The sequence below is a fragment of the Bacillus sp. JZ105 genome (assembly GCF_053903125.1).
Genome location: NZ_CP096387.1, coordinates 3,634,931 through 3,648,698, shown reverse-complemented (window position 1 = coordinate 3,648,698; position 13,768 = coordinate 3,634,931). Strand labels below are relative to the sequence as shown.

Sequence of the window (13,768 nt, the reverse complement as noted above, 5' to 3'; positions counted from 1 at the left end):
TATCACTCTCCTTTTAGACCGACCGTCAGTCTATAATGTATGCAGGATTGGTATTGAAGTGACCAATCACTGATTATTTTCATCCAGCTCTCCAGATAATCGCTTCAGCAGGAAGGAAAAGCTCCCCTTTTCTGCATGCAATGAGGATTCGAGTATATCGATAAAAGCTAAAGCGCGTTGTATACTTTCTTCGGCTGTCCATTGAAACAGGCCTTCATCAAATATGACCTGTGCAGAAGCAAGAAGAAATTCAACCGTCTCTTGCGGATACTTCGTTTTGAATGTCCCTTCCTCTACACCTTGCTGAATGACACCTGCCAACACTGGTGATAGTTCTTTAATGGCTTTGATTAAGCTTTTTTGATGCATTTCTGCATTAGAAGGCTGATGGAACTGATCGATCATACCCTGTTTATGGCTTCCTTGCTGAGGTGATTGCGCCATGATGATACGAAATAGTTTGTCAACGACTGGAAGGTCTGGCTCAGCCGCAATACGTTTGGCCACGATGATATCTTCTTTGATGATCCTGTCAATAATGGCATCCATTACTTCTTCTTTGGATGCAAAGTAGTAATAAAAGGTGCCTTTTGCAATGCTAACGGCTTTTAATATGTCAATAATCGTTGTTTTCTGATAGCCTTTGGTTGAAAAAAGCGCTTCTGCTGCGTTTAATATGTCATTTTTACGTTCCTCAGGATGTTTAACGGTTCTCATAAAGCCATCCTTTCTTTTAACTAGACTGTCGGTCGGTTCTTGATTTGATTAAACACTTTTCAGGGTGTCTTTGTCAATGGCTGGTTTTTAACACTTTGCATTTATTGTTCAAAGACACTATGATACATTGAATGAAAAAAAACTTCAGGGGAGATGGCAAATGCAATTTTTGACCAGTGAATTGGCTCAAGAAATGGTTGAACGTACAATGCATATTTTACATAAAAACATCAATGTGATGAATGCAGATGGTGTCATTATTGGTTCTGGTGAACGAAACAGGATTGGCCAGAAACATGATGGTGCACGGCTTGTGCTGACAAGCGGGAACAGTGTGGAAATTGACCAGGAGACCTCTTTGCGCTTAGAAGGGGTGAAACCCGGGATTAATTTGCCTATCTGCTTCCATGAACAAGTAGTTGGTGTGATTGGGATTACTGGTGAACCAGAGGACATTCGGCATCATGCCGAGCTGGTGAAGATGGCAGCTGAACTGGTGTTAGAGCAATCTTTTCTGCTTGAGCGGGTTCAATGGCGTCATCGAATAGAAAGTGAAATTGTCAATCAGTTGATTTCATATTCTGATGTTGGGGATCATCAGCTGAAAAATCGAGCTGCTTGGCTGGGGATGGATTTAGACAAGCGCCGAATGGCTATTGTTTTTCAGCCAGTTCCATCCTCAGAGGATGCTGTTCATAAATTGATGCATGCGATTCAATATGATAAGAAGGCGGATGATTTACTTGGCATGACCTTTTGTCATGAATTGATTCTTTTAAGTCAGCCCATTCCTGAACATCAATTAAAGCAGGTGGCAGGTCATCTGCAAAAAACAATGCAAAGAGCAGTAGGAGGCCAAGTGTTAGTGGGGATAGGGACTGTCGCTGACGACATCAGCCTGCTGCCAATTTCTTTTCAACATGCGAGAGATGCCCTGAGGTTAGGGAAGGCTCTTGATCCGGAAGAAAGTATGTATTTCTTTGAGTCTTATCAGCTGGAAAGCTTATTCATGATGGCGGGAATTGCTGAAAAGAAAAGTCGATGGACGGACTTTTACAAGCCTTTGACACAAGAAGCAGAGCTCGCCCATACATTAAGGGTTTACATTGAAGAGGGCGGTGATTTGCAAAGAATTGTTGATCGTTTATTTATTCATCGGAATACATTGCGTTATCGTTTAGACAAAATTCAAGGATTGACTGGAAAAGACCCTCGTCATGTAAAACAGTTAATCGAGCTTTATATGGCGCAGCTAATGAATCAACTATCTTGATTGTGCAAATGCACAATTCAGTAGAGTGGTCAGTGAAAAAAGTTCATCCAGATTCACAACACTATCCCTTTAGGTAAACGCTTACAATTGGAGGGAGATATTTTTAGGGGGGATTGAAGATGAGTGGAGATGTAACGGTAAGTACTCTGGGAGCCATGGCGGCGCTTGTGATCGCGATTGTTCTCATTCTAAAAAAAGTATCACCTGCTTATGGCATGCTGGCAGGTGCATTTATAGGCGGATTGGTTGGCGGAGTAGATATTGTTCAGACCGTCAACGTTATGATGGAAGGTGCTAAGGACATGATTCCTGCTGTCCTTAGAATTATGGCTGCAGGTGTACTGGCTGGTGTTCTCATTGAGTCGGGTGCAGCGTTATCTATCGCTGAGGCCATCGTGAGAAGGCTTGGTGAGGCGAGGTCACTATTAGCACTCGCACTTGCAACGATGATTTTAACAACAGTGGGCGTTTTTGTAGATGTTGCGGTTATTACGGTAGCGCCAATCGCACTTGCCATTGCCAAACGCGCAAAGCTCTCAAAAACGGGAATTCTCCTTGCTATGATTGGAGGCGGGAAGGCAGGAAATATCATGTCACCGAATCCGAATGCTATTGCCGCTTCAGATGCTTTTGGTGTACCTCTAACTTCAATGATGGCTGCAGGAATCATTCCGGCTGTGTTCGGGTTGGCGGTTACATATGTATTAGCTAAAAAGCTTGCAAACAAAGGGATACCCGTTCTTGAAGAGGAAACTGGGCAAAGTAAAGTTCAAATACCTGCTTTTTTTCAAGCACTGGCTGGTCCGCTGGTTACCATTTTATTGTTGGCTTTAAGGCCGCTTTTTCAAATCAATATAGATCCCATGATTGCTTTACCGATTGGAGGGATTGTAGGCGCTCTTTTCATGAAAAAAGGGAAATTTCTCAATGATTATGCGATGTCCGGGCTTCATAAAATGTCAGGTGTCGCGATCATGTTATTAGGGACAGGTACATTAGCAGGAATCGTATCGAATTCTTCCTTAAAAGATGTGTTTATTCAGGCACTGGATGCATCGGGTTTACCTCCATATTTACTTGCACCAACTTCAGGGATATTTATGTCAGCCGCTACCGCTTCGACAACAGCAGGAACGGCGGTAGCGAGTGGTGTGTTTAGCGGAACACTGATTGGGCTTGGTGTATCTGCTCTTTCAGGGGCAGCCATGATTCATGCTGGCGCAACAGTGCTTGACCATATGCCGCACGGGAGCTTTTTCCATGCAACAGCAGGAAGTGTTCAAATGGATATCAAAGAGCGTTTGAAGCTCATGCCTTTTGAATCGTTAATCGGTTTGACGTTAACCGTTGTATCGACCATTATTTTTGGCGTTTTCCAGCTGTTTGGCTGAGGACATGATAAGAAAAGAGGGGCTTTAGGATGAAAATTGTGATCGCACCAGATTCATTTAAAGAAAGTTTATCTGCTTATGAGACAGCATGTGCCATTGAACGAGGATTTCTTTCTATTTTGCCAAACGCAGAGTATATCAAACTGCCAATGGCAGATGGAGGAGAGGGGACCGTTCAATCGTTGGTTGATGCGACTGGCGGACACATTGTTCATCAAGTGGTCACGGGCCCGCTTGGTGAGCCAGTGAATGCCTTTTTTGGCATGTTAGGAGACGGTCAGACTGCTGTCATAGAGATGGCTGCAGCCTCTGGTTTACATCTTGTACCCCGAGAAAAACGTAATCCATTATGGACGACATCAAGAGGAACTGGTGAATTAATACTTGCAGCGCTGGATAAAGGAGCGAAGCACGTGATCATTGGGCTTGGCGGAAGTGCAACAAATGATGGCGGTGTTGGGATGATGCAAGGATTAGGTGCAGATTTCCTTGATAAAACAGGACATTCCCTGACGTCAGGCGGCGGGGCACTTCATCAATTAGCTTCAATTGATTTATCTGGACTCGATCCAAGACTGCAATCCGTCCGTCTGGAGGCGGCTTGTGATGTGGATAATCCTTTAACGGGTGAGAGAGGAGCGTCTGCTGTTTTCGGTCCTCAAAAGGGAGCAGATGAAGAAATGGTTCAAGTGTTAGACAAGAATCTGGCTCATTTTGCACAAGTAGCTGGAAAGCAGTTCAATGTCTCCTTTGGAGATGCAGCAGGGGCAGGAGCGGCAGGAGGGCTTGGTGCGAGTTTATTAGGCTTTTTAAAAGCTGATTTGCAAAGAGGAATCGATATTGTGCTGAAGGCTGTTCATTTTGATGACGTCATCAAGGAGGCAGACCTTGTCATTACGGGAGAAGGCCGAATTGACCGGCAGACCATTTATGGAAAAACCCCAATCGGCGTAGCCAAAGCAGCAAAGCAGTATAATCTGCCTGTGATTGGTATTGCAGGCTCTCTTGCAAACGACAGTGGAGTCGTACACGATCATGGAATTGATGCACTGTTTAGTATCGTTCCAGGTATTACCTCTCTGTCTGAGGCGATACGAGATGCGGCTCTTCATGTAGAGAGAACAGCCCGGAATATCGCGGCTGTGATACAATCTAGCCTGATAAAATAAAAAGAAAACTTGTAGATGGGGACGGGACTGACCCCATAAGATGAGACAAATAAAAAACACCTTCAAGTTTGAAAATGGATCGTTGTCATCCGAAATAAAACATGGAGGTGTTTTTCTATGGGGACAAGAGTGAGTTATCCGGTTGAAGTCAAACAGAAGGCTGTAGAAATGAGATTGGCAGGCTTATCAATGAAAGAGATCATGCAAGAATTGAATATCAAAAATAAAACGCAGGTTCAGACATGGGTGAGGTGGCATAAGGCTGGGGATACACACCGGTTCGAACAGCCTGTTGGAAAACAATATACCTATGGAAAGGGTCCCGAGTACTCTTCCGAATTAGAGAGACTGCGGGCAGAAAATCGCTATCTGAGTCAACAGAATGAAGTTTTAAAAAAGTACAACGAATTGGAAAGGAAGTTGATAAGGAAACGTCAATCAAACTGGTAGAAGAATTGCGCAAAAAGATGACAGTACAGGACATCTGTGTCCATTTAGGCATCTCACGCGCTTCGTTCTATAGATGGAAAAAGAATCTGACTCAGAATCATTCTAAAAGACAACTAGAGAAACAAATCGGCACGTTGTGCCGAGAGCACAAGTATCGATATGGATACCGAAAAATTACAGCCATACTAAAAGTGGGAATGCGTATTAACCATAAAACTGTTCAACGTATCATGCAGAAAAACCAGTGGCAATGCCGGGTTAAAATGAAAAAGCGTAAGAAGAATGGGCAACCCTATGCCGTGGCTGGTAATATACTCGATCGGAACTTTCAGTCTGATCGCCCTCTTGAAAAACTAGTAACGGACATCACGTATTTGCCTTATGGACAGAAACAATTGTACCTTTCCAGTATATTGGATTTATATAATGGAGAAGTGATTGCTTTTACGATTGGTGATAAGCAGGACACAGACTTTATCTTAAACACACTTGATCAGCTCCCAGCACTGCCTGAGAACTGCGTGTTACATAGCGACCAAGGTTCTGTGTATACATCTTACGAGTATCAGAAAGCTGTTCATATAAAAGGCATTACCATGAGCATGTCCCGTAAAGGGACACCCGCTGATAATGCCTCCATCGAATCGTTTCATTCCTCACTAAAGTCTGAAACGTTCTATCTTAACAGCATTGATCGAACTACGACCAACATCGTAGAACGCACTGTCAAAGAATACATTTATTATTATAACAACATTCGTATTCAAACGAAACTAAACAACCAATCACCGATAAACTATCGGCAATTGGCTGTATAAAGGTGTTTTGATCCCTGTCTCAATAACGGGGGTCAGTCCCATGCATCATCTACAAGTTTTTTTATAAAGATTCACAAAATACCCATCAAAACGAATGAAAGTTCTATGAAAATACTTAGAAAACAATTTATAACAACTATTCATTTTTGAGATTTTGAATTATAATGTTTAGGATGTCAGTTGGGGGAATTTAGTCCCTCATGATGATATTTGTCTTCCAATTTTAAAATTTTGTGAGATTACTTTGTAGGAAGTTTATATAGGTGAGAAATAATTCAAAGGAGTTTTTAAAATTGAACAACATCAGGGACAAAAAGATATGGATTTTTAATGCTACTAATTCATTTGTTGGAAATCCTAAATGGTTATTTATTTATGTGAATAAATATCGTCCAGATATTACAGCATATTGGATGTGTGACGACGAAGAAGTAATTAATAGAATTAGAAATTTAGGATACAATGCAGAATTATACTCTTCTAAAAAAGCAGATAAAATTAAACAACAAGCTGGAGTTTTTGTTGTACATCAGGTAAAAGAACATATACCCGTATTATTTAAAGATGAAGTTGTCATTCTCAATTTATGGCATGGCGTTGGATGTAAATCTATAGAGCGAAAAGTTAATTCAGTTCAATTAAAAGAAAGAATATACAAAAAATATATTAAGTATAATTCTATTTTTAAAAATAATCAGCTCTTCTTAGTTACTTCTCCGTTAATGGAGAAGCATTTTAAAGAACAAGTCGGTATAGATGATGACAAAATTATAAGAGCAGGATATCCAGCTGTAACGTATAAAGAGTCATTTTCTTCTTATAATCATGATATTTTGAAAGAAAAAGGGCTTCCTGAAGATACGAAAATTGCGTTATATGCTCCAACATTTAGGGATGGATCAACCAATGCATTTTTTGGAAAAGCGATACCTGATATGGACAAATTAGTGGAAACATTAAAAGAAAATAACATGCTAATGATCTTTAAAATGCATTATTTAGTAAATAATGATTATCAATATAATCTTTTGAAAGAGAAATACAAAGATTGTCCACATTTGCTATTCTGGAATGAGGATAATGATATTTATGAAATTTTTAATAAAATTGATATCGCTATTATGGATTATTCATCGATATTTTACGACCTGCTTGCAGCTGGTGTCAAACATTTCACACGTTATATCTTTGATTATGATGAATATAATAATTTGCGTGATTTCGTTTTTGATTATAAAGAGATGACTTTTGGACAAATAACAAATAACTTCGAGGAGTTATTAGAATATCTGAGTTCTTATGAAAATAAGGTGGAAGAAGATAGAAGAGAAGAGATTTATGATCTTTTTTGGAAATACACTAATGACAATTCTTTTGAGGAAATTATTGAAAAAACGCTGAAGTTTAGTCCTGAAAAAAGAGATTTTCCTACTTTATATAGTTTTGATCTTTTTGATACGCTTATTCAAAGAAAAACGTTGGAACCGGTAGGGATATTTTTCTATGTTGGAGAGGCGGCTAAATACAGTGGACTAAAATTCCCTTCATATTTAGTTGAGAACTATCCACGTGTAAGAGCCCAGGCAGAATCTTATGTTAGGGATTATTATAGAAAATCCTTAATCATTCGAGAAGATGATAGATTAGAAATCTTTTTTGATGATATTATGCGGAGATTACAGGATTTATATCATTTAACAGATCAGCAAGTAGAATTTTTAAAAGCAGAAGAATTTAAAGCAGAAATAGAAAATATAGAACCTATGAAAGATAGAGTAGAATACGTTGCGGAATTGGTTAATCAAGGAAATGACGTTGTGTTAATTAGTGATATGTATTTACCTAAAAATGTTATCTTAGAGATGTTAAAGAATGCGGATGAACGTCTGGCGGAATTACCTCTATTCTTATCTAGTGATTACGGTGATCAGAAAACAACAAGAAAACTCTATTTAAGAGTATTTGAGGAAATGAATTATAATTACAGTAAGTGGGTACATTATGGGGATAATCAAGCAGCAGATTTAAAGGCAGCAAAATCTCTAAATATACAAGCTGTACATCACCATATGACAAAATTTAACGCGTATGAGAAGCAGTTAGTAAATAGAACTAGAACCTATGATTCTTACTTAGCTTCAAATTTATTAGCTAGATTTAGAGAAACAAATAATGATGCAACTAGTTATTATGCTTATTCTTATGTAAGTATGTATTTTGTCCCGTATATTCATTGGGCGATTAAACATGCTATGAGAAAAGGAATTGATACACTCTATTTTATTTCAAGAGATGGATATTATCTCAAACTTGTAGCAGATTCAATAATCGAAACAAATAAGTATGATATAAAGACGAAATATATTTATGGTTCAAGGAAAGCATGGAGAATTCCATCGTTCATAGATAAAGTGGATGAAGAATTCTATTCCGTTTTCGGAAATTTTGAAGGCATGACCGATTTTGGTAGTGTACTAGATGCATTATCAATGAATGAATCTAAATTCGATGAAATATTCCCAGAACTAAGCCATTTAAAAACCATTAATAAGATTGATAAGAACACAAAAGAAGCAATAAAAACTACAGCAAAAAACTCTCTAAAATATGAAGAATATTTATTAAATAAGGCAAAAGAAGATAGAGAAATCATTACAAAATATTTGAAACAAGAAATTGACTTTAGTGAGCGTTTTGCATTTGTGGAATATTGGGGAAGGGGTTATACCCAAGATTGCTTAGATCGATTATTAAACGATGCATATGGAAGCAAAATAGAGACAATATTCTATTATGCAAGAAGTATTTATCCAACTACAGGTACTTCAGTTAGATATAATTATACTTCTAAAATGACCTCTCTAATATTTATAGAGTCAATTTTTGCTAATATACCATATCAAAGTATTACAGGATATTATGAAAAAGATGGTATAATTAAGCCTGTAATTAAATCGAGAACATATGAAACAAAACTTCATGATGCTATTAAAGAACATACTGTAGAATTTATTAAACATTTCTATTCACTTCCTCTAACAGATGAGGATAATATTGAAAGAAGCTTATACGATTATGCGGTTGATTATTTCAGAGTGCATCCAACAGATCATTACATTTTGAATGTTTTTGCTCCCTTGAAAGATTCAGTAAGATTATACGAGCCAGAAGTTGAATACGCTCCTGAAATAACGTTAAAAAAGGTCATGCCCAAATTAGTCGGCAAACCGATTGATTTAGAGACAAAAAATATGAGAATGTCACTGGCAAGGTCATCTAAAGGAATCAAATTTTTACACAGGTTAGAAAAGAAATATTTTGAGAAAATTCAAAAGAGAATAAGAAACAGAATGGCTAAAAATAAAAAAATACTGAAGAATATTTCGAATGTATTTAAAGTTTAATTTGCAGAAATCGGAAGGTCATCTATAAAGTGTCTTTCCGACCATTATTCTTGTGGAGGAAACAAAAATGTCTAATCTACCGAATTGTCCTTCGTGCAGCTCACCTTATACTTACGAGGACGGCAGTCTGCTGGTTTGTCCTGAGTGTGCGCATGAATGGTCACTTGAACAAGAACAAGCGGCAGAGGAACAGCTTGTGGTCAAAGATGCGAATGGGAATCTGTTAAGTGATGGGGACACGGTTTCTGTCATTAAAGACCTAAAAGTAAAAGGTTCTTCATCCGTTTTGAAAATAGGAACGAAGGTCAAAGGCATTCGTTTAGTTGAAGGCGATCATAACATTGATTGTAAAATTCCTAGCTTCGGCGCAATGAAATTAAAATCAGAGTTTGTGAAAAAGATATAATGTATAAAAGGAGGCTGTCAGTAAGAGGCCTCTTTTCTTTATTTATAGGTGAAAGGAATAATCTCAAACAAAATTCCATACATATATACCTGTTGAAAAAGGTTCATTTTTTAAAAAATCAAGCCTCTTTTCACATAAAAATTCGCAGTTTTCTTAACTTTACCTTAAAAAAGGCAGATGATTCGCTAAATTTTGGCTAATCCCCTTCACAACTTTTGGGCATTGCTGTACCATATGGAAGTGTTCTTCTATTTTTGACGGATCATGGTGTTTATCAGGAAATAGAATGATAGATGATACTTAGACAAAGAAGGAGAGGTAACGTGACGAACGTTTTAGAACTGCATAATGTATCTAGACATATTAGCGGGAAAAAGATTGTTCAAGACTTGAGCTTTTCTGTCCAAGCGGGCGAAGTTTTTGGCTTCTTAGGACCAAATGGTGCAGGGAAAACAACAACCATTCGTATGATGGTCGGTCTTTCTCCCATTACATCTGGTGACATTCTGATTAATGGTCATAGTATTCAAACCTCCTATCAGTATGCCATCCAACATGTCGGTGCGATTATTGAAAATCCAGAAATGTATAATCATTTAACGGCAAGACAAAATCTTGTTCACTTTGCCAGAATGAATGGGAGAGTGGATGAAGCGCGAATTGATGAGCTGTTAGAGCTAGTCAGCTTACAGCATGTGAAACATAAGCGTGTGCGTACATTTTCATTAGGAATGAAACAGCGATTGGGCATTGCGCAGGCACTCATACATAGACCGAAACTGCTAATCTTAGATGAGCCGACCAATGGACTTGATCCTGAAGGGATTCGAATGATACGAGATTACTTGAGAAGGCTTGCGAAGGAAGAAGGGCTGGCTGTAATTGTTTCAAGCCATCTCATGTCAGAGATGGAATTGATGTGTGATCGCTTTGCAATTATCCAAACCGGAAAGCTGATTGCGATTGAGGATCAGCGTGCTGAGACGAAGCAGGATGATTTGGTTAATTATCGAATGAAGGTAGCAGCCGGGGAGCTTGAAGAAGCACAGAAGCTTATTGGTGCATTTGAGGAAGGCGTCACTGTAAGAGAAGAGGAGCAGTACTTATTTTTCTCTATGCCAGAACAAAAAATGCCAGAATTAATCCGTCATTTGAGCAGCGCGTCTATTCATTTGTACGAGATCAAAATTGAAAAACAAACCTTAGAAGATAAGTTCTTAAGCTTAACAGGTAAAAAGGAGGCAGACGTATGATTCGCCTCATTCAAAACGAGTGGATGAAAATCAGTTATCGTGTTGGTACTTGGATTATGGTTGGGCTTCTTGTGTTAGGTATGGTTGCCACGCTGATCTTTGCAGTGAAAACAAATGACAAAGATCAAGCTTCAGGTGATTGGAAAACCCAGCTAGAAATGATGAATAAGGAAAACAAGAAGGAGCTCAAAGAGACAGAGAATGGTTTCTTTAAAAGAGAGCTTGAAAAAGAGATCGCTATTAATGATTATCGAATCAAGCATAACTTGCCGCCGTCTGATCAGTTTAGCGACAGTGTATGGGACTATGTGAAAACAAACGCTAATTTACTTCAGCTAGTCGGTGTGTTTGTGATCATTATTGCTTCCACCATTGTATCGGCTGAATACAAGCATGGTACAATTAAATTATTATTGATTCGTCCACCATCAAGGTTAAAGATCCTAATATCTAAATATATTACGGTGCAGCTGTATGCTCTTTTACTTGTTGTGGTGCTATTTATCTTGTCATTCATATTGGGTGCTATTTTCTTTGGACTTAACACTGATTATGTGAATTTGGTGTATCAAAATGGTGAAGTGATTGAACGTTCGCAGTTTGCAAATATGGTCTATTATTATCTTGCTCATTGTGCAATGTTTGTCGTTTTGGGAACTCTTTCGTTCGCCATTTCTACAGTATTTAGAAGTGAAGCTATCTCCATTGCCATTAGTGTGTTAGCTTATATTGTAGGTGGAACGATTACAAGTATTTTAATGCTCTTCTTTGATTGGGCAAAATATTTGTTATTTGCAAATGATCCATCCCAATACTTTATGGAACAGGTTACTTTTATCGATGGTATGTCCCTAGGATTCTCACTAACCGTCCTAGTCATCTATTGGGCTATTTTCTTAGCTGTTGCCTTAATCGTCTTCCAAAAGCGAGAAGTAAAAACAGGTTAATTTAACTTTTTAGGAGGTTTACACATGATTAAACGTAAAGGTGAAAAAATTATGGGGATTATTAGTATTGTCCTCAATGCGATTGGTGTCGGGTTCGGGGCATTAATCCTTTCTGTGGATCCATCTTTTTATGATGAAATCAATGAGGTGTTAAAAGAGGAAGGGGAAACATTGCCGATTGAAACGCTTCAGGCTTCGGTTCATGCATTTGGTACTCAGTTCATGGTCGTTTCCGCAATTGCGGCTGTGCTGGCGATTGTAGGTGTGATTTTCTTGAAAACGGACCGTCGTGCCGTGCTTTCAGGTGTTCTTTTCTTGGTTTCTGCTGTGACTCTTTTAATTGGAACAGTTGGCCTTGCATTCGTTCCAATGGTTCTATTGTTTATCATTGGATTAATGTCTCTTATTAGAAAGCCGAATTCAGACATTCACACAAGTGAATATCCTTCATAATGAAAGAAAAGACATGCGCATATCCGCGCATGTCTTTCTTTTTAAATGATGCCAATCAGCATCGCCACAAACAGAAGGATAATACTGAATCCCCACATCCAAAAGAAGGAGTAGCGGATGTGTTTCCCCATATCCACCCCTGCAAGACCTACAGCGAGCCAAACAGCGGGAGCAAGCGGGCTGACAAAGGTTCCGATGATGTTCCCAATCATCATGGCATATGCCGCAGAAGTGCCTGATACGCCAACTTCTGATGTAATGGATTCAACAATCGGCAGAAGGGCGTAATAATAGGCGTCTGTACTTGTCAGCATATCAAGCGGCACTCCAAGCATCCCAACAATGATATGTAAAAATGGCAGCAAGAAGGCTGGTAAAATGTGAATACTGTCCACCGCAATGGCTTTCAGCATCCCTGTGCCTTCAAGAATTCCCAAAAATGACCCTGCGGAAAAAATCACAGCCGCCATCATCAGCGCACTAGGTGCGTGTGCCTTGATCCTTTCCATTTGCAGATTCACATTCGGAAAGTTAATCAATAGTGCGAGAGACAGACCAATCATAAACATTAAACTAGCTGGCATCACGTTCAACACGAGTAGTACCACAACACACAAAAACAGAACAAGGTTCACCCAAAGGAGATGATAACGCTTTAAAGAGGCGTCTCCCGTTTCACTAATAGACTGAATGGCACGATCCCAATCTGCACCTTCTAGTTGAACCGCCGCTATTTCATTTGCAGCAATTTTCACCCGAATTCGCTTTTCTTCCCTCTTTCCTAAAATGAATGCCATTCCTAACACGAGTACAACGCCAATGAGCTGAATTGGAATGAGCGGCACCCAGAGTTCAGAGGGGTCCATATTCAGGACACTTGCTGCCCGTCCAGTCGGTCCAGCCCATGGAATCATATTGGTTAATCCAGCACTCGTCCCGATTAATAACAGCAGTAAATAAGGGCTCATATGTAATTTTTTATAAAGCGGAAGCAGTGCAGGTACAGTTAATAAAAAGGTCGTAGCCCCTGCTCCGTCTAAGTGTGCGATAACCCCAATTAAAGCAGTTCCCATTGCAACTGTGACAACATTTCCTTTTGTCAGCTTGATTAAAGCTTTAATTACAGGTTCAAAGAACCCTGTATCTTGCAAAATGCCAAAAAATAAAATGGCGAAGATAAACATGGTCGCCACCGGCAATACTTTGATAATCCCTTCCTCGAAGAAGGTTTGAATGTCATTGATCCCAAATCCCGCAATGAGTGCCCCTATTAATGGCACCATGACCATGGCGACAATTGGACTTGCTTTCCCCCAAATCAGCAGCACAACAATCGTTAAAATAATCATCAATCCAACAAACGTTAACATAAGCCCCTCCCCCTACAAATAAAACGTTTACATTTGTCTATACTTTTCATCCAATGCATTCCCACAGGTGCATTGAAAAAAAAGAGTATCAAATTTATGAGTATTAAGCAACCGCTT

General features: G+C 39.1%; 11 protein-coding genes. 9 read left to right on the top strand and 2 right to left on the bottom strand.

Annotated features, from left to right (window positions below):
* Positions 1-66 precede the first annotated feature (66 nt).
* On the bottom strand, positions 67-717 hold the full coding sequence (locus M1D81_RS18755) for a TetR/AcrR family transcriptional regulator (protein WP_456266035.1): 651 nt from the start codon (positions 715-717) through the stop codon (positions 67-69).
* A 160-nt stretch (positions 718-877) separates the two neighbouring features.
* On the opposite strand from M1D81_RS18755, the gene M1D81_RS18750 reads away from it, so the two are divergent.
* The 9 genes from M1D81_RS18750 (at position 878) to M1D81_RS18710 (ending at position 12,281) form a co-directional block, all read left to right on the top strand.
* Entirely contained in the window at positions 878-1,990 is a 1,113-nt protein-coding gene (locus M1D81_RS18750) for a CdaR family transcriptional regulator (protein ID WP_456266036.1), read from the top strand.
* 119 nt (positions 1,991-2,109) lie between these two features.
* A complete protein-coding gene (locus M1D81_RS18745; RefSeq protein ID WP_456266037.1) occupies positions 2,110-3,381 on the top strand; it encodes a GntP family permease in 1,272 nt (423 codons plus the stop codon).
* Between the two features lie 29 nt (positions 3,382-3,410).
* Positions 3,411-4,550 (top strand): glycerate kinase, encoded by a 1,140-nt coding sequence (locus M1D81_RS18740; protein WP_456266038.1) that lies wholly within the window; start codon positions 3,411-3,413, stop codon positions 4,548-4,550.
* 117 nt (positions 4,551-4,667) lie between these two features.
* A protein-coding gene (locus M1D81_RS18735; protein WP_456266039.1) for an IS3 family transposase occupies positions 4,668-5,818 on the top strand; the annotation gives its coding sequence in 2 pieces (ribosomal slippage) (positions 4,668-4,941 and positions 4,941-5,818; 1,152 coding nt in all).
* A gap of 293 nt (positions 5,819-6,111) precedes the next feature.
* Positions 6,112-9,222, top strand: a complete 3,111-nt coding sequence (locus tag M1D81_RS18730) for a CDP-glycerol glycerophosphotransferase family protein (RefSeq protein WP_456266040.1) — start codon at positions 6,112-6,114, stop codon at positions 9,220-9,222.
* Between the two features lie 67 nt (positions 9,223-9,289).
* On the top strand, positions 9,290-9,628 hold the full coding sequence (locus tag M1D81_RS18725; RefSeq protein ID WP_024423969.1) for a zinc ribbon domain-containing protein YjdM: 339 nt from the start codon (positions 9,290-9,292) through the stop codon (positions 9,626-9,628).
* Between the two features lie 323 nt (positions 9,629-9,951).
* On the top strand, positions 9,952-10,881 hold the full coding sequence (locus M1D81_RS18720; RefSeq protein WP_456266041.1) for an ABC transporter ATP-binding protein: 930 nt from the start codon (positions 9,952-9,954) through the stop codon (positions 10,879-10,881).
* A complete protein-coding gene (locus M1D81_RS18715; RefSeq protein WP_456266042.1) occupies positions 10,878-11,828 on the top strand; it encodes an ABC transporter permease in 951 nt (316 codons plus the stop codon). Before M1D81_RS18720 ends, M1D81_RS18715 begins: the two co-directional genes overlap by 4 nt.
* Positions 11,829-11,852: 24 nt before the next feature.
* Positions 11,853-12,281, top strand: coding sequence for a DUF4064 domain-containing protein (locus tag M1D81_RS18710; RefSeq protein WP_456266043.1), 429 nt, complete (start codon positions 11,853-11,855; stop codon positions 12,279-12,281).
* Positions 12,282-12,322: 41 nt separating this feature from the next.
* Here M1D81_RS18710 and M1D81_RS18705 read toward each other — a convergent pair whose 3' ends face one another.
* The gene (locus M1D81_RS18705) at positions 12,323-13,651 is read right to left on the bottom strand and encodes a CitMHS family transporter (protein ID WP_456266044.1); all 1,329 of its coding nucleotides are present in this window, start codon (positions 13,649-13,651) and stop codon (positions 12,323-12,325) included.
* Between the last annotated feature and the right edge of the window lie 117 nt (positions 13,652-13,768).

Excerpts from the sequence above, each read along its gene's own strand:
- M1D81_RS18755 (WP_456266035.1), bottom strand. The coding sequence starts at position 717 with ATGAGAACCGTTAAACATCCTGAGGAACGTAAAAATGACATATTAAAC.
- M1D81_RS18750 (WP_456266036.1), top strand. The coding sequence starts at position 878 with ATGCAATTTTTGACCAGTGAATTGGCTCAAGAAATGGTTGAACGTACA.
- M1D81_RS18745 (WP_456266037.1), top strand. The coding sequence starts at position 2,110 with ATGAGTGGAGATGTAACGGTAAGTACTCTGGGAGCCATGGCGGCGCTT.
- M1D81_RS18740 (WP_456266038.1), top strand. The coding sequence starts at position 3,411 with ATGAAAATTGTGATCGCACCAGATTCATTTAAAGAAAGTTTATCTGCT.
- M1D81_RS18725 (WP_024423969.1), top strand. The coding sequence starts at position 9,290 with ATGTCTAATCTACCGAATTGTCCTTCGTGCAGCTCACCTTATACTTAC.
- M1D81_RS18715 (WP_456266042.1), top strand. The coding sequence starts at position 10,878 with ATGATTCGCCTCATTCAAAACGAGTGGATGAAAATCAGTTATCGTGTT.
- M1D81_RS18710 (WP_456266043.1), top strand. The coding sequence starts at position 11,853 with ATGATTAAACGTAAAGGTGAAAAAATTATGGGGATTATTAGTATTGTC.
- M1D81_RS18705 (WP_456266044.1), bottom strand. The coding sequence starts at position 13,651 with ATGTTAACGTTTGTTGGATTGATGATTATTTTAACGATTGTTGTGCTG.